The sequence below is a fragment of the Armatimonadota bacterium genome (assembly GCA_031432545.1).
In the GTDB taxonomy this organism is placed as follows: Bacteria; Sysuimicrobiota; Sysuimicrobiia; order Sysuimicrobiales; family Sysuimicrobiaceae; genus Caldifonticola; species Caldifonticola tengchongensis.
Window position 1 is genome coordinate 25,009 of the sequence record JAVKGX010000010.1, and the last position, 20,887, is coordinate 45,895.

General features: G+C 70.2%; 18 protein-coding genes. 15 read left to right on the forward strand and 3 right to left on the reverse strand.

Annotated features, from left to right (window positions below):
• Positions 1-146 precede the first annotated feature (146 nt).
• The 9 genes from QN163_09130 to QN163_09170 all read left to right on the forward strand — a co-directional run bounded on the left by QN163_09130 (position 147) and on the right by QN163_09170 (position 11,723).
• Positions 147-1,715, forward strand: a complete 1,569-nt coding sequence (locus tag QN163_09130; protein MDR5684175.1) for a hypothetical protein — start codon at positions 147-149, stop codon at positions 1,713-1,715.
• Positions 1,685-2,407, forward strand: a complete 723-nt coding sequence (locus tag QN163_09135; GenBank protein MDR5684176.1) for a hypothetical protein — start codon at positions 1,685-1,687, stop codon at positions 2,405-2,407. The genes QN163_09130 and QN163_09135 overlap by 31 nt, the downstream gene beginning before the upstream one ends.
• On the forward strand, positions 2,404-3,960 hold the full coding sequence (locus QN163_09140) for a hypothetical protein (protein MDR5684177.1): 1,557 nt from the start codon (positions 2,404-2,406) through the stop codon (positions 3,958-3,960). Before QN163_09135 ends, QN163_09140 begins: the two co-directional genes overlap by 4 nt.
• 74 nt (positions 3,961-4,034) lie before the next feature.
• Positions 4,035-5,054: a MoxR family ATPase gene (locus QN163_09145; GenBank protein ID MDR5684178.1), complete on the forward strand. Its 1,020-nt coding sequence runs from the start codon at positions 4,035-4,037 to the stop codon at positions 5,052-5,054.
• 18 nt (positions 5,055-5,072) lie between these two features.
• Positions 5,073-5,948, forward strand: coding sequence for a DUF58 domain-containing protein (locus tag QN163_09150; protein MDR5684179.1), 876 nt, complete (start codon positions 5,073-5,075; stop codon positions 5,946-5,948).
• Between the two features lie 21 nt (positions 5,949-5,969).
• Positions 5,970-7,742 carry a VWA domain-containing protein gene (locus tag QN163_09155; GenBank protein MDR5684180.1) on the forward strand — a complete coding sequence of 591 codons (1,773 nt, stop codon included), beginning with the start codon at positions 5,970-5,972 and terminating at the stop codon, positions 7,740-7,742.
• Positions 7,739-10,408: a VWA domain-containing protein gene (locus tag QN163_09160; protein ID MDR5684181.1), complete on the forward strand. Its 2,670-nt coding sequence runs from the start codon at positions 7,739-7,741 to the stop codon at positions 10,406-10,408. Before QN163_09155 ends, QN163_09160 begins: the two co-directional genes overlap by 4 nt.
• Positions 10,409-10,516: 108 nt before the next feature.
• Positions 10,517-11,317: an S-methyl-5'-thioadenosine phosphorylase gene (locus QN163_09165; protein ID MDR5684182.1), complete on the forward strand. Its 801-nt coding sequence runs from the start codon at positions 10,517-10,519 to the stop codon at positions 11,315-11,317.
• A gap of 103 nt (positions 11,318-11,420) precedes the next feature.
• Entirely contained in the window at positions 11,421-11,723 is a 303-nt protein-coding gene (locus QN163_09170) for a hypothetical protein (GenBank protein MDR5684183.1), read from the forward strand.
• 265 nt (positions 11,724-11,988) lie between these two features.
• Here the strand turns inward: QN163_09170 and QN163_09175 are convergent, their stop codons facing one another.
• The 3 genes from QN163_09175 to QN163_09185 all read right to left on the reverse strand — a co-directional run bounded on the left by QN163_09175 (position 11,989) and on the right by QN163_09185 (position 15,020).
• On the reverse strand, positions 11,989-13,353 hold the full coding sequence (locus QN163_09175) for an MlaD family protein (GenBank protein MDR5684184.1): 1,365 nt from the start codon (positions 13,351-13,353) through the stop codon (positions 11,989-11,991).
• Positions 13,354-13,372: 19 nt separating this feature from the next.
• A complete protein-coding gene (locus QN163_09180; GenBank protein MDR5684185.1) occupies positions 13,373-14,143 on the reverse strand; it encodes an ABC transporter ATP-binding protein in 771 nt (256 codons plus the stop codon).
• 97 nt (positions 14,144-14,240) lie between these two features.
• Positions 14,241-15,020 carry an ABC transporter permease gene (locus QN163_09185; protein ID MDR5684186.1) on the reverse strand — a complete coding sequence of 260 codons (780 nt, stop codon included), beginning with the start codon at positions 15,018-15,020 and terminating at the stop codon, positions 14,241-14,243.
• Positions 15,021-15,181: 161 nt separating this feature from the next.
• Here QN163_09185 and infC point away from each other — a divergent pair, with 161 nt between their 5' ends.
• The 6 genes from infC to pheT all read left to right on the forward strand — a co-directional run bounded on the left by infC (position 15,182) and on the right by pheT (position 20,824).
• Positions 15,182-15,733 (forward strand): translation initiation factor IF-3, encoded by a 552-nt coding sequence (infC, locus tag QN163_09190; protein ID MDR5684187.1) that lies wholly within the window; start codon positions 15,182-15,184, stop codon positions 15,731-15,733.
• A gap of 12 nt (positions 15,734-15,745) precedes the next feature.
• Complete coding sequence (gene rpmI, locus QN163_09195) at positions 15,746-15,943, forward strand: 50S ribosomal protein L35 (protein ID MDR5684188.1); 198 nt, start codon at positions 15,746-15,748, stop codon at positions 15,941-15,943.
• Positions 15,944-15,976: 33 nt separating this feature from the next.
• Complete coding sequence (gene rplT / locus QN163_09200; protein ID MDR5684189.1) at positions 15,977-16,330, forward strand: 50S ribosomal protein L20; 354 nt, start codon at positions 15,977-15,979, stop codon at positions 16,328-16,330.
• Positions 16,331-16,384: 54 nt separating this feature from the next.
• Positions 16,385-17,203: an RNA methyltransferase gene (locus QN163_09205; GenBank protein ID MDR5684190.1), complete on the forward strand. Its 819-nt coding sequence runs from the start codon at positions 16,385-16,387 to the stop codon at positions 17,201-17,203.
• Positions 17,204-17,712: 509 nt separating this feature from the next.
• Positions 17,713-18,711: a phenylalanine--tRNA ligase subunit alpha gene (gene pheS / locus QN163_09210; protein MDR5684191.1), complete on the forward strand. Its 999-nt coding sequence runs from the start codon at positions 17,713-17,715 to the stop codon at positions 18,709-18,711.
• Between the two features lie 37 nt (positions 18,712-18,748).
• Positions 18,749-20,824, forward strand: coding sequence for a phenylalanine--tRNA ligase subunit beta (gene pheT / locus QN163_09215; GenBank protein ID MDR5684192.1), 2,076 nt, complete (start codon positions 18,749-18,751; stop codon positions 20,822-20,824).
• The last annotated feature ends 63 nt before the right edge of the window (positions 20,825-20,887 follow it).

A 20,887-nucleotide genomic window follows, 5' to 3' on the forward strand; every position in this document is an offset into this window, starting at 1 on the left:
CATGCGGGATGACGCCTCCGAGCATCACGGTACCGGCTGAGTCGGCGCGGTCAGGGATTGCGGCGGACCGGCGCACGGCGTTACGCCGTGCGCTGTTGTTTTTCACGGTCTTCGCAGGGACGCTTGCGCCGGCTGGACAGACTGCCGTGCAGGTCTCCGGCCGGCTCGGCTGGGACGGCTGGATCAAACCGGGAACGTGGAACCCGATCACGGTGACTTTGCGCTCTACGGGTACGCTTGAGGGTCGGCTGGTCGTGGACCTTCCGCAGGAGGCGGGGCGTCAGCACATTCGGGTCTCCCGCCCCGTGCAGGTCGGCGCAGGGGGGAGTCGCATCGTCCGGTTCCCCGCTCTCGTGCGCGACAGCCGACGCCCACCGGTCCTGTCGCTGATCCGGGGGCAGGTGGTCGTGGCGTCCGAGGAGCTGGCGGTCAGTCCGGCGCGCACCGCGGCGACGCTCCTGGCGGAGGTCGGCGACAGCACCGGGGGCGCGGGCCGACTCGCCGACCCCGTGCGCCGCCGGGCCGTCGCTCACTTGCGGGAGGAGGACCTGCCGGAGGACGCGGTGGCCTACGCCTCCCTGGACCTGTTGATCGTCACCAACCTCAACGAGCGTATCCTCAACGAGCACCAGCGGTCGGCGCTGCGGGAGTGGGTGTTGCACGGAGGACGGGTCCTGGTCGCCGGCGCACTCCCCGATGGGCCGCTGGCGGCCTGGCTGTTGCCTGGCACGTACACCGGCCGCGAGAGCGTGGTGCGGGGCGTGCGGTCGCTGGGGGGCGGAGAGGTGACGATTCGGCAGATCCAGCGCGATCCGGGAACGCAGCCGATCTGGGAAGGTGCGGTCCTGCTCGGCGTCACGGCCGCCCGCGGCCTGGGATCCGTGACGCTGTGGGCGCCCGAGCTGGTCGATGTGCCACCGGGCTCACCGTTGTGGCGGCTGGCGTTGCCTGCCCCGCCACAACCTCCTGAACTGGACGAGTTGGAGGTGGTATCTCGCGCGGCGTTTGGGCCAGCCGCAGCGGGTCTGCTGGCGTACTGGATCCTATGGGTTGCGGCGGTGGCGCTCGCCGGCTTGGGCCGGGGGCGCTGGCTGGCCATTCCGCTGGTCGCGGCGCTCGCGACCGCCGGCCTGCGGCACATGTCCCAGCGTGCGCGCGAGATCTCCGGGTCTCCCCAGATCCAAGCGCTGAGCGTCGTCGTGGAAGGCGTCGAGTGGACGCGGGCTCGCGGGGTCCAGGTGTCGGCGTATGGGGGACGCTTCATCTACACACTGTCGGCGGGTTCCCATCCGGCCGTGGTCGGCGGCTTTCAGGACGCGGAGGTCGAAGTGCTGCCCGACCGTGTTCGCATAGAAGCTAAGCAGCGGGCCGGCGACCGCCTGTGGCTGTGGTGGGACGGCGTCGCACCCCGACGGCTGGAGGTGGAACTCAGCGCCGACGAGACCGAACTCCGCACGGTGGGTCCGCTGGCCGATTTGGGAGAGGGGACTTTGTTTTGGCAGGATCGGATGATCCCGCTCGGCCGTCTGCAGGGTCGCCACCGACTGGATACGGGCGCTTGGAGGCCCGTGGAAGCGCGCCACCCGGGCCTGAGAACGCTGCGGGCATGGATCCCTCAAGCAGGTACTATAATGAAGAACCATCCCGTCGTGGTGGTCGAGCGCGAGGGGTTCGGGGGCGGCTGGTGGGTCGTGATCCCGGGTCGGATCCGGTGAACGAGCTGGCCGTCGTCCGCGGCGACCTGAGGGCTCGGTTCGGGACGGGCAAAGGCGTGGGCGTGCAGGCGGTGTTCGCCCTCCTGGTTTGCCTAGCGACACTGCTGGGGCTGTCGCCCGACGCCGACGGTGCGACGCCCAGCCAGGTCGTCGGCGGGGTCTCGATCGCGATCCTCGTGGCGGCCGCCTATGTGGCGGTGGCCATCAGCAGCGGCGAGATTGCCATCCCGGGTGAGAAGACCTTGCCGGACCTCGTGATGTCCCCCTTCTCGGCCGGCGAGATCGTGCGCGGCAAGGCGATCACCTCCGCCGTATTCGCAGCCCACTTGGCGCTGGCCACCTGGCCGGCGTTCTACTTTCTGAACGCGCTGCGCGACGGCAGCCCCTGGGTGGCTGCGGCGCAGGCAGGGGTTGTGGCCGCCGTGGTCTGGGGGTTTGCCGCGATTGGGACGTGGTTGTCCGGCGCCGTCGAAGGAGACCTGGTGCGGTCGTTGGCCGCGTGGGGCCTGTTGGCGGGCGTGTTCGGTCTGTTGCCTCTGCTCGGCTTTCCGTCGTTCCAACCGGTGCGGGCCGTGCATCCGGGGGTGGCGGGCGAACTGCGCGCGATGTGTGCGCTGTTCTCGACGGTGATCGGTGCGCTGGCGTTCTGGGGTTCGGCCCGGCGCATCCCCTACCTACGAGCGGAGACGTGAACGCGACCGTGCGACGACTGCTGCGCGACGCCCGGCTCCGGCTGGCCTGGAGGCGGGCCGTGGGCGCGGCGGCGCTGGCGGCCGTCCTCGCCCTGTCCGTGGGTCTGGGCGCGCAACTGCTTACCCTCCTCATGCCCTTCGAGGTGTCGGCCTGGTGGGTCCTGGGTGGCGCCGCCGCGGCGGCGGCGCTCGCGCTGGGCGCCGGGCGGCTGGTGCTCGTTCCGTCCGTCAGCCGGGCGGCGTTCGTGCTGGACCGACGCTGCGGCCTGGACGACCGGCTGACCACGTGGCTGGCGGTGGAAAGCGGGCAGGCGAAGACGGCGCTGCGGGACTACCTCGAAGAGGACACCCTGCGGGCCGCCGCGCGCGTGAGGGTCCGCGACGCGATCGCGCTACGGCCGCCGGTTGCGGGTCGGCGCATCCTCGCGCTGGTGGCCGCCGTAGTGGTCTGGGAGTTCCTGTTGGCGGGTACGACCCTCCCCTACACACCCGCCCGCCGGACAGCGGAGGCGATCCGACAGGAAGGCCGGGCGCTGGAGGACACAGCCCACCGGATGGTCGCGACGGCGCGGGCGCGCCAGCTGCGCCGCCTCGGCGAGGCGGCTTCACGGACCGAGGAAGTCGGTCGTGCGCTGCAGACCGAGCGCATCGGACGGGGTGGTGCTCTCGGACGGCTGCAGCGGCTGGCCGAACACATCGAGCAGGCGCGCCAGCAGGCGCGCACCCAGATCCAGCAGCGGATGGGCGCACCCTCCTCGCCCCAGCCCGACCGCACCTCCCCACCGCCTGTGCCGAACGCCGAGGCGGTGGAGGCGCAGGCGAAGCAACTGCGCGAACTCGCCGAGCAGCTGGAGGAGATCACCCCTTCGCCCCAGGAGCTCGCTCGCATCCGCCAGGCACTGCGCAGCGTGTACGAGCAGTCGCGCGGAAACGCCTCGGTGCAGACCCGCCGCCACCTCGACGAAGCCCACCAGCGGCTGCGGCGCCACGATACCGCGGGCGCACGGCGGGCGATCCAGCAGGCGGAAGAAGACCTCCGCGACCTCCAGAGACTCCTGGAGGAAGAGGGCCTGCTGCAGCAGGCCGGTGAGCGGGTCCGCCGGTCGCACCAGCGGGTCGCGGAGGCGCCGAGGGGTGGTGTGGGTGAGCAGGCGGTGGGACGCGGCGAGGGGGACAGCGAGGGGGTCGGTCCCGGCGACGAACGGCTTGACGGCGGCACTGGCGAGGTGGGCGAAGATCCGGCGCCCGAGGGCCCGCGCCAGGGACGCCGGGCAGGCTCCGGGCAGGCGCCGGCGAATACCGGCCCGCCCACCGAACGGCTCGCGGGCGAGCGCCGCCGGGAAGCCCTCGCCGGACAGCAGGGCGGCGGCCCGACGTTCGGCGCCGAGGTCGAAGCAGAAGCCCGCCGCACGCAGGTACGGACCCAGACCGTCGCGATCTCGCCGCGCATCGTGCGCCAGGCGGACGAGACCATGCACAGCGCCCGCGTGCCGGGCAGCTACCGCGAGATCGTGCGCCGCTATTTCCTGCACTTGGCCCGACAGGGGCGGTGACCGTGCCCGGCGATCGGCAAACGCACCGACCCGAGTGCGAATCCCCGGCACCGTCCGACGACTCGGAGGTTTTCATGGACGTCGCCCGTTTCCAGCAGACCTACCACCGGGTCCGCGAGGAAGTGCAATCCGTCATCGTCGGCCACGCCGACGTCGTCGACCACGTGCTGCTGGCCGTCTTCGCCGGCGGACACGTGTTGCTCGAAGGTGTGCCGGGTGTGGGCAAGACACTGCTGGTGAAGACGCTGGCCAGGGCGCTGGACTTGCGGTTCGCGCGGATCCAGTTCACCCCGGACCTCATGCCGGCGGACATCGTCGGGACCAACGTGCTCATGCAAGACGAGGAGGGCAGGAGATACTTCGCATTCCAGCGAGGTCCGATCTTCTCACAGATCGTTCTGGCGGACGAGATCAACCGGGCGACGCCCAAGACGCAGTCCGCTTTGCTGGAGGCGATGCAGGAGTACGCGGTCACGGTCTCGGGCGTCCACTACCCACTGGACGTACCCTTCTTCGTGCTGGCGACGCAGAATCCGATCGAGATGGAGGGCACCTATCCGTTGCCCGAAGCCCAGCTGGACCGCTTCCTGTTCAAGTTGCGTGTGCGCTACCCCGACGCCGACGCGGTCGTCGAGATCCTTGAGCGGACGACGGGCGCCCACGTCCCGGACGCGCGGGCAGCTGCCGACGCGGCGGTGGTGCGCGCGATGCAGGCGCTGGTCCGCGAGGTTGCGGTCGCGCCGCACCTGCGCGGTTACGTGGCGCGTCTGGTGGAGGCGACGCAACCGGAAGGTCCCCGTCCGGCGAGCGCGGCCCGGCGGTACGTGCGGTACGGCGCCAGCCCGCGCGGAGCACAGGCCCTCCTGCTCGGTGCGAAGGCACGCGCGCTGGCCTCCGGGCGTGCGAACGTCAGCATCGACGACATCCGGTCGCTCGTCGGACCGGCGCTGCGCCACAGGATCCTGTTGAACTTCGAGGGGGAGGCCGAAGGCATCGACCCCGATGACATCCTGCACGAGGTGGTGCGCGAGACGCCCGAGTTCGTGCCGAAGACGAAGATCGGCTCGCCGTCATCGGCCGACGGGGACTCGTAGCGGGGCGGGCACGTTCTCATGCCGTTGCTCGACAGCGAGTTCCTGCGCAGCCTGGAGCAGCTGAGCCTGCTGGCGCGACGCCGCGTGCGCGGCGGCACGTACGGCGAGCGGCGCAGCTTCACGCTGGGGCGCGGCGTCGAGTTCGCCGACTACCGCTCCTACCAGGTGGGAGACGACACCCGCTACGTGGACTGGAACGTCCTCTCGCGCCTGGACAGGCTGTTCGTCAAGCTCTTCCGAGAGGAAGAAGACCTCGACGTCCATCTGATCGTCGACGCCAGTGCCTCGATGCGGTTCGGCAACCCCAGCAAGCTCGATCACGCCAGGCGCCTGGCCGCCGCGCTCGGCTACGTAGCGCTGGCGAACCTCGACCGCGTCGGTGCGGTGTTTGTGCGCGACGGTGCCGGTCGGGCTCTGCCGCCGCGGCGCGGCCGTCACCACGCGCTGCACCTGTTCTCCTTCTTGGAATCAGAGGGGGCGCACGGCGGCACCTCGCTGGCGGGCGCGATCCGCGATTACACCCAGCGCACGCGCCGCCGCGGGATGGCGGTGTTGATCACCGATCTGTTCGATCTGTCGGGATTCGAGGCCCCGCTCAAGATGTTGCGCTACCGTCGGTTCGAGACGTTCCTGGTGCAGGTGCTCTCCGACGAGGAGATCGCTCCGGCGCTGCAGGGCGACCTGCGGCTGGTGGACAGCGAGACCGGCGACGCCGTGGACGTGACCGCGGACGGCGTCGCCCTGGAGGCGTTCGAGCGCGCGCGCGACGCGTTCTTCGCGGACGTGGAGCGGTTCTGTTTCCGCCACGGCATCGAGTACCTGCGGACGACGACGAGCGTACCGGTGCGCGACCTGGTGCTGCGCTACATGCGGATGGGCGGACTCGTTAGGTAACGGGTCGCGGCAGTGTACTTCTTGAATCCCTCGGCGTGGTGGTGGCTGGCGGCGATCCCGCTGCTGGTCCTGCTGTACCTGCTGCGGGCCCGCCGCACCGAGGTCACCGTCCCCAGCCTGTTTTTGTGGAGGGCGGCGCGCCGCGATCGTCTCGCGCACCGGCCTTTGCGGCAACTCGAGCGCAACCTGCTGTTGGTGCTCCAGATCCTTGCGGTCGCTGCCGCGACGTTCGCGCTGGCGAGGCCACAGATCCCCACCACCGGCACAGCGGGCGACGACGTGGTGATCGTCGTCGACCTGTCGGCAGGGATGCAGAGCACCGATGTCCGGCCGACGCGGTTCGAGGCGGCGCGCCGCGCGGCCATCGCTCTCGCTTCAGGGCTGGGCCGGGGCCAGCAGATCGCCGTGGTGGGCGCCGCACGCTCCCCCCGCATGGTCGTTCCCCTGACCTCCAGGCGGCAGGACGCGGTGGCGGCGTTGCGATCGCTGCGGCCGACCGACGGCGCGGCCGATCTGGATGCCGCCGTCCGTCTAGCCCGCGCGCAGGCACGACCCGGCAGGCACCTGCACGTGCACCTGTTCTCCGACCGAGCGGCAGCCGGCGCCATGGCGCATCGGTTCGCAGGCCGCCCCCGGAACTTCGGCATCGCCGGTCTGGTGGTCGCGCCGGCGGGCGACGGGCAGTTGCGCGCGGTCGTGCGGGTCCGCAACGACACCGACGCGGCGGAGCAGGTGCCGCTGCAGCTGAGTGTCGACGGCCGCGCGACGGCGTCGACGGCCGTGGTCGTCCCGGCCGGGCAGGAGGCCACGGCGGCGGTCGCGATCCCCCAGGGGGAGGTCGTCGAAGCGGCCATCCCCCTGCGCGACGACCTGGGTGTGGACAACCGCATGGCCGCCCTCGCCTCGCGTCCGATGCCGTCGGTCCTCGTCGTCGGGCGGGTGAACCCTTTTTTGGACGGGCTGCTGGAGACGCTGCCGCTGGCGCGCCGCGATCGGGCCCGCGAGGTGGATCCGACCCGCTGGGGTGTCTACGACGTCGTCATCCTGGACCGGACCCCTCCCGCCGCGCTGCCCGCGGGCAGCTATCTGCTCTTCCGCACGCTGCCGACCAACGTACCGATCGAGGCGTCGCGCGAGCTGCGGCGGCCGGAGATCTTACGGTGGAAGCACACGCACCCGGTGACGCGGTTCGTGGACTGGAGCGAGGTGCGCATCACCGACGCGCTCGCCCTGGAGAGCCGGTCCGGAGAGGCCCTGGTGGAAGGCGAGTTTCCCCTGGTCTGGGGATACGAGGATCGGGACCGGCGACTGATCGTCGTCGCGTTCGACCTGGAGCGATCCGACTTCGCGCTGCGGCCTGCGTTCCCCGTGTTCTTCGTCAACGCGCTGGAGTGGCTGTCGGGCGCGTCGGCGCTGACGGTGGAGGCGGGAGACCGGCTGACGATGCCGGCGGGGTCGGCCCGCGAGGCGCTGCTGCAGGGGCCGGACGGAGAGGTCACACTGCGCGCGCAAGACAGGCGATTCGTCACGCCGCCGCTGGACCGCGCGGGCCTCTACACGCTGCGCTCGGGCGACCGCGTGCGGAGGTTCGTGGTCCGCCCGTCGTCGCTGAGCCCGGTTCCGGCGGCTTTGCCGGTCGCACCGCCGACTGGCGTCGACGGGCGATCCGGCGCGCGCGAGGTGGCGTCCGTCGGGCTGCTCTGCCTGCTCGCTTTGCTCGTGGTTGAGTGGTGGGCGTATGCGCGCCCCAACGTCCGGCGTCCGCTGCGTGCCGTGCGTACGGTGAAGCCGTGATCCGGTTCGAAGCGCCCTGGGCGCTGATCTTGTTGGTGTTGCTGCCCGTGCTTTGGCGGGCGGCGCGCGCGGCCCGCACCCCGCCTAGGTACCTCCCACTTCGGCTTGCGGCGGTCGCGCTCGTAGTGGGTGCGCTCGCCGGACCGCAGGTCGTCGCCCGCTCCCCGCGCCTGACCGTCGTCTTCGCGCTCGATCGGTCTGACAGCATCGACGCCAACCAGGCTGCCACGGCCGAGCGGTTTGTGGCGGAGGCGGCCGCAGCGCGGCGGCCGGGCGACCGGGTGGGGCTGGTGACGTTCGGCGGGACGGCGGTCGTCGAACAGGCGCCGTCGGACTCATTCGATCCCAGACCTTCGCAGCGGCCGCGCCCGATGGAGACCGACATCGGTGCGGCGATCGACGCCGCGGTCGGTGCACTGCCGCCGACCGGCGGGCGCCGGATCGTCGTGATCAGCGACGGCCTGGACCACGGCGGCCGGGCACTGGAGGCGGCGCGGTCCGCCTGGGCCGCCGGCATCGAGGTGTCCGTCGTGCCGCTGCCCCGCCGGCGCACCCGCGAGGTACTGGCGGAGGAGATTGTCGTCCCGCCTCAGGTGCGTGCCGGTGAGCGTTTCGTCGCCCGGGTCCTCGTGCGGTCGAACTGGGGGCAGATGGCGGAGGTGGAACTGCGCGCCCAGGGCGAGGTGATCCGCCGGCGGCGCGCGCACGTCCCGGTGGGCCTCAGCGCCGTCGCGTTCCCCGTACAGGCCCGCTCGGGCGGCTGGCTCGAGCTCGTGGCGACTGTGATTCCGGACCGGGACACCGTCTGGGAGAACAACCGCGCGCAGGCGGTCGTGCGGGTGGCGGGGCCGCCGTCCGTTTTGTACGTGGGCCAAGGCGGCCTGCCCGAGGTGCTGCGTGCCCAGGGGCTGGGGGTGCGCCGTACGTCCGCCGAACGCTTGCCGGCGCGCCCGTCCGCGCTGGCGGGCTACGACGCCGTCGTGCTCGAAGACGTCACGGCCACGGTGCTGTCGCGCGCGCAGATGGAGGCGCTGCGCGACTACGTGCGGGACCTGGGCGGCGGTCTGGTGGCGGTCGGCGGCCCGCGGTCCTACGGCGTCGGTGGATATGCCAAAACGCCCCTGGAGGAAGCGCTCCCCGTGACCATGGACGTGCGCCACCGCGTGGCGCTGCCGAGCATGGCGATCGTCCTGGTCCTCGACACCTCCGGCAGCATGGCCGGGCTGGGCGCCGAAACCGCCAAGGTGGAACTCGCCAAGGAGACCGCGCAGTCGGTGATCGATCTGCTTGCAGAACGCGATCTGATCGGTGTGATCCAGTTCGATCAGGAGTACCGCTGGCTCGTGCCGCTGACCGAGGCGCGCCACCGGGAACGGATCATCGACCAGGTCGCGCGGCTGCGCGCCGGCGGGGGCACCAACATGTGGCCGCCGCTTGCCGGTGCGCGCGAGGCGCTGGCCGGCGTCGACGTCAAGGTCAAGCACGTCATCGTGCTCTCCGACGGACACACCGACCCGGGCGACTTCGAGCGACTGGCCCGGCAGATGCGCTCCGAGAGGATGACGGTCAGCACCGTATCTGTGGGCAAGGACGCCGACGTGAAGTTCATGACCTCCCTCGCGGCCTGGGGTGGGGGTCGGCACTACGTGGCCCGCGATGTCTACAGCATCCCGCAAATCTTCGTCGCGGAAGCGATGGTCGCCACGCGCGCCTACCTCGTGGAAGAGCGGTTCGTGCCGCGCCGCGAGGCCACCGACCTGCTGGCTGGACTGGGGGAGGTCCCCGCTCTGCGGGGCTACGTCGCGACGTCGCCGAAGCCCTCGGCGGAAGTACACCTGCGGTCGGCGCAACGGGATCCGATCCTGGCCACGTGGCGCTACGGGCTCGGGCGCGCGGTCGCGTTCACCTCCGACGCCGTTCCGCGCTGGTCGGTGGAGTGGCACCGTTGGCGGGAGTTCGCGCGCTTCTGGTCGCGGACGGTCCGATGGACGATGCGTCCCGTTGGGGGAACCCTCGACGTCCACACCGCGTGGGAAGGCGCCTCGCTGCACGTGGCCGTCGATGCGCGCGACGCCGACGGCGACTACCTCGACGGACTGTCGGTGGGAGCCGTCGTCGCCGGGCGCGAGGCCACTGCGTTGCACCTGCGCCAGACTGGACCCGGATGGTACGAGGGGCGCGTGCCCCTGGACGGTCCAGGTCTGTATGCCCTCGCGGTCACGGCTCGCAGCGGCCCGCGCGTGATCGCGACCGAGACCCTGCCCGTCGTGCTCTCTTACTCACCGGAACTGAGAGACGTGGGAGCGGACGGGTCCCTGTTGGCGCGGATCGCCGAGGTCGGTGGCGGATCGGTCCTGCTCCGCCCGGCGGATGCGATGCGGAGGGCTCGCGCCGGGCGGGACGTCCGCGAAACGTGGCCTTTGCTAGCCACAGCAGCACTGGGTCTGTTCCTACTGGAAGTCGCCGCGCGCCGTCTCCCGGTCGTCGGCGCCGTGGTCGGCGCCGCGGTCTTGCGCCTGCGCCGTCGCCTCGCGAGCCCGCAGGCCGACGCGGAGTACGCGCAGGCCGACCGCTGGATGGTGCCGGGTGCGCAGGGGCGGTCCGATGCGTCTGGCGAAGAGCTCGCCCGGCTATACATCGCCCGGCTCAAGCAGACCCGGCGCTAGGGGCACGTGCCACAACCGGCCGATCGGGCGGTGCGGATGGTAAACTGGCGGTGTTGCCGGTTCGCTGCCGCGCCGGCGCTCGATCTTCCCCGAGGAGGGTTGCACGTGCTGAACGCCGATGTGGGCGTCTTCGGCGGGTCGGGGTTTTACCGTCTGCTGGAGGACGTCTCCGAGCACAGGATCGACACGCCGTACGGCCCTCCCAGCGACGCGATCACGATCGGAACCGTCGGTACGCACCGCGTGGCTTTCCTGCCGCGCCACGGACGGCACCACACGATTCCCCCCCACAGAATCCCGTTCCGGGCCAACCTGTGGGCGATGCGCGAGGTGGGCGTGCGGTGGCTGTTCGGTCCGTGTGCGGTGGGTAGTCTGCAGCCACACGTGCGACCCGGTGACTTCGTCCTGTGTGACCAGTTCGTCGATCGCACGAGCGGGCGCACCGACACGTTCTACGACGGTCCGGTCACCACCCACGTCAGCGCGGCCGATCCGTACTGTCCGACGCTGCGGGCGTTGGTCGCGGACGTCGCGCGGTCCATGGGCCTGCCGCTGCACGAGCGCGGCACCGTCGTCGTGATCCAGGGGCCCCGCTTCTCGACTCGGGCCGAAAGCCGCTGGTTTCGGTCCCAGGGGTGGGAGGTCGTGAACATGACCCAGTACCCGGAGGCCTGGCTGGCGCGGGAACTGGCCTTGTGCTACGTGAACATCTCGCTGGTGACCGACTATGACGTTGGTGTTCCCACAGAACCCGACCGCGCGCCGGTGACGGCCGACGAGGTGATGAAGCAGTTCGCCGCCAACAACGCCAAGCTGCGCGACCTGATCCTCGCGGCGATCGACCGTCTGCCGGAGCGCAACGACTGCCCGCTGTGCCCGCGTGCGCTGGACGGCGCGAGGGTCCAGTGACCCGTCGCACAGGGGCCAGCCCTCCCGACTCCGCTTCTCGGTCTGGACGGCCCGAGACGTGCAGTGCAGGGCGACACGATCACGACAAAAGGAGGGAGCGAGGATGACCTACAGGGCGTCGCCCACGCCGGATGCGTCCGGACGGATCTTGGGGATGGTCGTGTTCGTCGTGGGCGTGGCACTGCTGCTGTTGGTGTTCTACCTGGCCTACGGAGAGCTCACCGGGGGCATGCTGGGTGGACTCGCCGCAGCACCCACCGCGCAACAGGGACCCAACCTCAACGTCGCGCTGGTCCTGGTGCTGAAGGCGATCTTCCTGTTCATCCTCGGCTACCTGGCCTCGGCGGTGGCGGGCCGCGGCATCGGCATGTACCACGCGGCGCGCCTGACGGAAACACCAGAGTGAACGTCGGGCACGGACGCGAACAGTACGGTGGATTTTTCTCGTGCGACGAGAAGGATTTTTGCAGGCTGCCTTCGTATTTGTAGGACAAACCACAGGAAAGGAGGTACCGAGCCATGGCGGCCAAGAGAAAGAAGGCAGCTGCCAAGAAGACCTCCGCCAAGAAGACGGCGAAGAAGACCGCCAAGAAGAAGCGGTAACGCTTCTGCTGCCGTCCGAGGTACATGAGGGCGTCGCAGATGCGGCGCCCTCGTCGCTTCGAGGCTGCTCAGAAGCGGTACTGAACGCCGATGCCCCAGGAGCGATCGTAGAGGATGTCGCGCAGGTGCAGCGAGATGGCCCAGCTCGGCTGGAAGCTGTAGTACGTCGTGAGGTCCAGCGTGAGTCGGTTCAGATTGTACACATCCAGCATGGTCAGCCAGTTGTGCGCGATTTGGTAGTCGAGCCCTAGCCCGATGTGTGATTGGATGAGGCCCACCCGCCACCCCAACGTGTCGGACAGCCGGAACCCAGCCTGCAGGTTCAGGTAGTTGCCCCGGCCCACGTCGTGGAGGCCCAGCCGATAGTAGCGCGGCTGCCCGTGTGCCACCCACACGTCCAGGTCGTGGCGGAACGCCGTGGCGCTGTCGTACCAGAGCCCGTAGGAGAACCGCAGGCTCGGCAGCAGCGGGACGGCCGCCTGGATCCCCTGCACGAAGCCGGTGACCGCGTCAACCCCACTGCTCACCTTGTCCAGCACCTCGCTGGCCTTTTGCACCGCAGTGCGCGCGTCCGCGATGATGCCGCGGACTTCTGCTACCTGGTCGGGGTTGACGAGTCCTTCCTGCAGCGTCCGGGCCATCTCGTCGATGCGGCGGGCCGTACGCTCGATCGAGATCATCGTCTGTCGGATTTGTGCTGCCAGTTGTCCGTCACCGGCGACGTCAAAGACGAAGGTCTGGACCTGCTCGGCGATACCCACCAGCTCCGACGACACCGCGCGCAGGTTGCGCACGGTCTGTCGGGCGTCCGTCCCCACGGCCGCCACGAGACCATCCAGCCGCCTGGTGGCGGCTTCGACGTTCGTCGCGGCCTGGCGGAGCGAGGCGCGCAGCGCCGGATCGGTCACGACGTCGCGGACACCGAGGACCGTCAGGTTCAGGTTGTCGACGACCTGCTGGCTGCTGCGGACCACGCTGCGCACCTCCTGCACCACCGCCCGTAGGTCCGCGGACAGCTCGTCGATCCTCTGGTAGATCGCGTCCAGGCTGAACGGCGGTTCCCCAGCCACCACCTCCCCCGGGTCGATCGGGGGACCGACCTGCGCGGGCTCCACCGAGAGGTAGCGCTGACCCAGCAGCGTGCTGGTGGCGATGAAGAACCGGGAGCCGCGGGCGATTTCCACCCCGGGCCGGATGCGGACGCGCACCTCGGCGCGGTTGTCGGGCGTCAACGCCAGCGACTGCACGGTGCCGATCTGTACGCCGGCCATGCGGACGGCCGTCCCGGGGCTCAGGCCCTCCGCGTTGGTGAACCGAATCCGGATCTCATATCCGGGTTCGGCCAACAGTCCCCGGCCCAGAAAGGCCAGCAGTCCGACGAACAGGACGGCGGCCAGGACGACGATCAGTCCGACGCGCACCTCGGTCTTCATGGATGGTCTCCGCGGACGGTCATCCGACCTCCGCCGCTGCGGGTGTGCCCAGCGCGCTGCTGCGCACGAACTCCGCTACGATCGGGTCGGACGAGGTGCGGATCTGCTGCGGTGTGCCGAGGGCGACGAACCGGCCCTCGTGCATTACCGCGATCCGCTGGGCCACCGCGAAGGCGGTGACCAGGTCATGGGTCACGACCACCGTGGTCGTGCGCATCTGCTCGTGCAGGCGGACCATCAGCCGGTCCACCGCCCGGGCGGTCACGGGGTCCAGTCCGGCGGTCGGCTCGTCGTACAGGACGATGACCGGATTGAGTGCGAGCGCGCGCGCGATTCCCACCCGCTTGCGCATCCCGCCGCTGAGGTCGGACGGCATGAGGTCCTCTGTGCCTTCCATGCCTACGAGTCTTAGCTTTTCGGCGACGATCTCCTCTACTTCCTGGGATCGGAGGTTGCGGTGACGCCGCAGGGGAAACGCGACGTTTTCGCCGACGGAGAGCGAGTCGAACAGCGCCGCGCCCTGGAAGACCATACCGATCTGGGAACGGACGACTTGCAGTTCCTCCGAGGTCATCCGGTGCACCGGGACGCCGTTCAGCCGCACCTCCCCTGCGTCGGGAGTCAGCAGACCGACGACGTGCTTGAGCAAGACGCTCTTGCCGCAGCCGCTGGGGCCGAGGATGGCGACCGCCTCGGCCGGCTCGACGGAAAGCGAAATCCCGCGCAAGACCTCCTTGTGGCCGAAGGCCTTGCGCAACCCGACGACCTCGATCCGGCCGCTGATGCCCAACCCGCCCTCCGCGTATAGTCTCCGGCCGGCGCGGACGCGACTGGCACCGCTCCGGTGGGCGCACCCTGCCGCTGCGTGCGACGGCTGGCAGCAAGCCTCAGAATAGCAGAATGTCCAAGAAGTAGTTGGCGACGAGGATGAGCGTGATCGCGGCCACGACCGCGCCTGTCGTCGACCGCCCGACACCGTCGGCGCCTCCGGTCGTGTGCAGCCCCCTGCGGCAGGAGACCATGGCGGTGAGCAGACCGAAGGCCGCTGCCTTGACCAGCCCTCCGGTCACGTCGCTGACCTTCAGGAACTGGCGGACCGACGAGAGGTAGACCGAGCCGGGCACCCCCGCCAGGATGCTGACCCCGTAACCGCCGAGGTATCCGATGACGTTCGCGAAGAGCACCAGCACCGGCAGCATCGTCACCAGGGCCAGCACGCGCGGCAGGACGAGGTAGCGGATCGGGTCGGTGCCCATCACCCGGAGGGCGTCCACCTGCTCGGTGACGGCCATGGTGCCGATCTCGGCAGCAAACCCGGCGCCCACGCGGCCGGCGATCACGATCGCCGTGAACACCGGGGCGGCTTCGCGGGCCATCGACACCGCGATCAACCCCCCTACGAAGCCCTCGCCGCCCAGCCGGAGCAGCTGGTTGGCCGTCTGGAACGCCAGCACCATCCCCGAAAACAGGCCGGTGAGCAGGATGATCGGGACGGAGTCCGCACCGGCACGCCCCATCTGGCGCAGGGTCTCCCTCGGCTCCCAGTTCAACCGGGCCACGTAACCGACCACGCGGCCGAGCATGATCGCCGCGTCCCCGATCTCCTCGAGGCGTCGCAAAGTGAACGCGCCCACCGCCCTCAGGCCCGCTTCGATCCGGACTCCCATGGCCCAGCCTCGTCCCGGCGTCCTACGCTCGTTGACCTCGACGACCGGTCGTGGTATCGTGACAGGCGCTTGGACAAGCAGAAGCCTCGCTTCTCACCCGGCGGCGTGGTCTGCCAGCCGGGTCGGTCGAATCCCAGAGTCTTCGACTGCCACGGGCTTCTGTGCCCGTTTTTATTTTCCTCTCGCGAGGAGGCGATAGCATAGAGCGGGAACCGCGCGTCAACGAGCGAATCCGGATCCGGGAAGTCCGCCTGATCGGTCCCGACGGGGAGCAGCTGGGCATCGTGCCCACCGCCGAAGCGCTGCAGCGGGCGCGGGATGCGGGCCTGGACCTGGTGGAAGTCGCGCCGACGGCGCATCCGCCGGTGGCCAAGATCATGGACTATGGGAAGTACAAGTACGAGCAGAGCAAACGCGACCGGCAGGCGCACCGTAAGGCACGCAGTTCGGACATCAAACGGATGCGGTTGACGCCGAAGATCGGAGACCACGACTTCCAGACCAAGGCGAAGCTGATCTACTCCTTTCTGCAGGACGGGCACAAGGTCAAGGTGGAGCTGTGGTTTCGGGGACGCGAGATGGCGCACCCGGAACTGGGACGCCTCATTTTGGACCGACTCGCTGAGTACGTCTCGGAGATCGCCTCGGTCGAGCGGTCCCCGACGATGGAAGGCCGGAACATGGTGATGGTGCTGAATCCCCTGAGGCGATAGGGAGGCGGGTCCGTGCCGAAGACGAAGACGCACCAAGGGCTACGCAAGCGCATTCGCGCCACCGGCGGGGGCAAGCTGATGCGCGGGCGCCAGGGTGGCGGCCACCTCAAGGAGAAGAAGAGCGCCCGTCGCCTGCGACGTCTGGACAGAGAAGTCCCCGTCGCGAAGGCGGACGCGAAGAGGCTGCGCCGGCTGCTGCCCTACGAGTAGCGACCGACCCCGCCCAGTTGGAGGTGATCCGCTGTGCCGAGAGTCAAACGCGGGAAGACGACGCGCGCCCGTCACAAGAAGGTGTTGAAGCTCGCGAAGGGCTACTGGGGCAAGAAGAGCCGCTGGTTCAAGCTCGCCAACCAGTACGCGATCCGCGCGCTTGCGGCGGCCTACCGCGACCGTCGGCGCCGCAAGCGCGACTTCCGGCGGCTGTGGATCGTGCGCATCAACGCCGCGGCCCGACAGCACGGTCTCACCTACAACCGGCTGATCCGGGGGCTGCGCCGCAACGGCGTGGCGATCAACCGCAAGCTCCTGGCGGACCTGGCCGTGCGCGACGAAGCGGCGTTCGCCGAGGTGGTCAGGCGGGCGCAGGAGAAGCACTGACGGTTCGGCGGCGCCCTCAGGCCGCAGGCACTGCCGCAGGTGCCCCACCCCGAGATGATCACGAGCCTGCGCAACCCCCACGTCCTCGCCCTGCGCGCGCTGCTGCGCCCCCGCGAACGGGCCCGGCAGGGCCGCCTCGTCGTGACGGGGCTGCGTCTGATCGACGCCGCGCTGCGCTACGGCGCGCACGTTGAAGAGGTGCTCGTCGTACCCGGCGTATCCGGACTGGGCGGGTTGCGGGACCGTGCCGCGGCGGCGGGTGCCGCGGTGGTCTCGGTCTCCGAGCGGGTGATCCGAGCCCTCGCCGACGTCCAGACGCCTCAGCCCGTGGCGGCGGTGGTGCGGACGCCCCCACCGGTGGCGCTGGACAGCCTCACCTGGTCTCGCCTCGTGGTAGCCGATGGCCTGCAGGACCCCGGCAACCTCGGCAGCTTGATCCGCACCGCCCACGCCGCCGGTTTCGATGCCCTGGCCCTGACCGAAGGCACCGCAGACCCCTTCAACCCCAAGGCCGTCCGCGCCAGCGCCGGCTCGTGCTTCGCGCTGCCGATCGTGCGGACGGAGCCGGACGCGCTCCCGCGCGACGCCCACCTCTGGGTCGCGGACGCAAAGGGGGAGGAAGACTATCGGAGAGTTCGCTTCCGGCTTCCGCTGGTGTTCGTCTTCGGGAGCGAGGGGAGGGGCCCTGCGCATACCTGGGCACGCGCACGCCGCGTACGGATCCCGATCCGCCCCGGTTCGGAGTCGTTGAACGTCACGGCCGCAGCGGCGGTCTTGCTGTTCACCGCCACAGACGTCGACGCCCGAGGGGCCGGCGTTTACGGTCCGGAAGACCGCCTGCTATACTACGGCCACCGGTTGGACCGATCGTGATGCCTGCCGAGGGTCACGGATGATCTGGACCGCGGAGTTCTTCTGGAAGGTGTTCCAGGCGACCGGGGCGGCGTGGGCGTACGTTGTGTACCGCCGGTTGCGGCGGGTGAGCCCGCACGGCACGGCGATCTGGAACTGACGGAACCGGTCAGGTCGGCGGCCGACGGTCGAGGGTGTCTGGCGGCCGTGGGCCGACAGGCACGACGGCGACGACGGAGAGAGTACGCGGTCGGGCGTCGGCAGGGAGAGGGGTTGGCGACTGCGAGCCCCTTCGGCGTCCAGGTGCGGAAGTTCGCTCCCGAGCCGCGGGAGGAAGCCGGGTAGGCGGCCGGTGCCGCCCACGCGGTTGTAGAGCCCGCCGGGTTCGCCCGTGACAGCGAATCGAGAGCCGCGAACCGGGGAGGTGCAGGTTGTCGCCCGCACGGGTCGCGGAATCAGGGTGGTACCGCGGAGGCGCGCCTTCGCCCTTGAGGCGAAGGCGCGCCTTGTCGTTGGGGGAGGAGACGGCGATGGACACGACGGACGTTGCCGCCCGGGCGGAGGAGATCCGGCAGCGCGCCGCTGCAGAGATCGCCGGCGCAACGACGCCGGAGGCGCTGGAAGGGGTGCGGCGCCGCTACCTGGGGCGGCAGGGAGCGCTCACCGCGGAGCTGCGCGCGCTGCCCGGCCTCCCTCCGCGAGAGCGCGCGGCGGCCGGTGCCGCGCTGAACGGGGCGAAGGTCTGGATCGAAGCGCAGTTGGACGCGCGCCGCGCGCAGATCGCCGCCGAGGCCGCCGCGGCGCGCCTGCGTGGGGAGGCGATCGACGTGACGCTGCCCGGGCGCCGCCCGGTGCCCGGGCGCGAGCACGTCCTGGGCCGGATGATCGAGGAGATCAAGGAGATCTTCCGGTCCATGGGGTTCGAGATCGTCGAAGGGCCCGAGGTGGAGACCGAGGACCACAACTTCCGCCGGCTCAACATTCCCGACGACCATCCCTCCCGCGACGCGCAGGACTCCTTCTACCTCGATCGCGAGCACCTATTGAGGACTCAGTGCACCTCGGTCGACACGCGGGTGATGCTTCACCGCCGGCCTCCGATGCGCGTGGTGACCGTGGGACGCTGCTACCGCCGGGATCCGGTGGACGCCACCCACATGCCCGTCTTCCACCAGGTGGACGGCTTCATGGTCGGCGAGGGCATCCGCTTTTCCGACCTCAAGGGGGTGCTGGCTCAGTTCGCGCGCGAGCTATGGGGACCGGAGGCCCGGACGCGATTCCAGCCCTCGTACTTCCCGTTCACCGAGCCCAGCGCGGAGACCGCCGTGTGGTTCCGGGGCACCTGGCTGGAGATGGGTGGATGTGGGATGTTCCATCCTCGCGTCCTGGAGATGGCGGGCATCGACCCGGAGCGCTACACCGCGTTTGCTTGGGGCTGGGGCGTGGAGCGGCCGGCGATGGTCCGCTACGGGATCCCCGACCTCCGCGTGTTCTGGGAGAACGACATGAGGTTCTTGAGGCAGTTCTGAACGCCGGTGTGGATCGTCTGGCCGATCGGAGGTGCCGATGCGGTTTCCCTGGAGCTGGCTGCTGGACTACGCCGACATCCCCCCCGATGCGCAGGACGCGGAGATCTGGCGGGATCGATTCCCGATGCTCGGGCTGGGCGTGGAGTCCGTCGAGCGCATCGGCGACGACTGGATCTTCGACTTGGAGACGACAGCCAACCGCCCGGACTGGATGAGCGTGGTGGGCATCGCGCGGGAGGTGGCGGCCTCCGCCCGAGGCACCCTCCGCCTGCCGTCCTTCGAGGTCGTACAGAGCGATCCGCCTGCCTCGGACCTGGCCGCCGTGGAGATCGCCGATCCCTCTCTGTGTCACCGCTACGTCGGCCGCCTAATCGTCGACGTCACGGTGGGGCCGTCTCCGGCGTGGATGGTAGATCGGCTGGAGAAGTGCGGCGTGCGCAGCATCAACAACGTCGTCGACGTCACGAACTACGTGATGCTGGAACTCGGCCAGCCGCTGCACGCCTTCGACTACGATCTGCTGGCCGGTGAGCGGGTCATCGTGCGGGCGGCGCGCAGCGGCGAGCGGCTCGTGACGCTGGACGGGCGTGAGCACGCGATGTTCGAAGGCGCGCTGGTCATCGCTGACTCCCACGGCCCGGTGGCCCTGGGAGGCATCATGGGCGGTGCCGCGACGGAGATCCGGCCGACCACGCGACGCGTGCTGCTGGAGTCGGCGTGGTTTTCGGGTCCGGCGGTCCGTCAGACCGCCCGCGCCCTGGGGCTGCGCACCGAGGGCAGCGCCCGTCACGAGCGCGGCGGCGATCCCGAGCGCGTGCGCTACGCGGCGGCCCGGGCGGCGCAGCTGATGCGCGAACTGTGCGGCGGGCGGGTGCTGCGAGGTGAGATCGACGTCTACCCGCAGCCCGATCCCCCGCGCCGCGTTTCGCTCCGCCTGCCCCGCCTGGGGCACGTGCTGGGCACGGAAGTCCCCGAAGCCGACGTCGAGGAGATCCTGAGCCGTCTGGGATTCCGGCCGACCCGGCAGGGTGAGCGGATCGTGGTCGAGGTGCCAAGCCACCGGCGGGACGTGGAGCGGGAGGAGGACCTAATCGAAGAGGTGGCGCGGCTGTGGGGGTACCACCGGATCCCCGAGACGCTGCCCACGGAGGCGATGGCCGTCGGCCACGTGGCGCCTGAGGTGGAAGGCGAAGCGATCGTTCGGGAGGCCCTGCTGCGTGCGGGGCTGACCGAAGTACTGACCGTCTCGCTGACGCATCCCCGCGACCTCGACCGCATCAGGGTCCCACCGGACGACCCCCTACGCAACCTGGTGGCGCTGCAGAACCCGCTCACCGAAGAGCACACCCACCTGCGCAGCACCCTGGTCCCCTCCTTGCTTGCGGTCCTGCAGACGAACCGGACCCGCGGGAACGCAGACGTCCACATCTTCGAGATCGGCCGCGTCTTCCGTAAGGGCGAGCCCGACTGGGGCGAGCGCAAGATGATCGGGATCGCGCGCATCGGTGGCGTGATCGAGGGGCGGTGGAATCTGCCGCCGGACGTCGTGCAATCGGACTTCTACCACCTGAAGGGATCGGTCGAAGCCCTGATGGAGGCGTTGAGCCTGCGAGGATGGTTGGTGCGCGCGGAGGCCAGGCCCTGGTTGCACCCGCACCGCGCTGGCTCGCTGTGGATCGACGGCGAGCGGGTGGGCTGGCTGGGGGAGGTGCACCCGGAGGTGGCCGAGCGCTACGACCTTCGCGGGCGGGCGTACGTCGCGGAGATCGCGCTGGCGCCACTGCTCGCGCGCACGGACCGCAGCCCCCAGTACCGGCCGCTGCCCCGGTACCCGGCGGTGGTCCGCGACCTGGCAGTCGTCGTCGGGGAGTCTGTTCCGTCGGGCGAGATCCAGCGCATCGTCGCGCAGACGGCGGGGCCGCTGCTGGAAGCCTGCGAGCCGTTCGACGTGTACGTCGGTCACCCGGTGCCCCCCGGCCACAGGAGCGTGGCGTTCTCCCTGCGCTTTCGGGATCCTCACCGGACGTTGGAGGCCGCAGAGGTCGACGGCGTGATGGAGCGCATCCGAAAAGCGCTGCGATCCTCGCTCGGAGCCCAGATCCGGGGAGCTTGACAGGCCGCAGGAGCCCGGGGTCTTAGCGAGAAGACTAGACGGACGCCGGTCCAACGGGGAGGC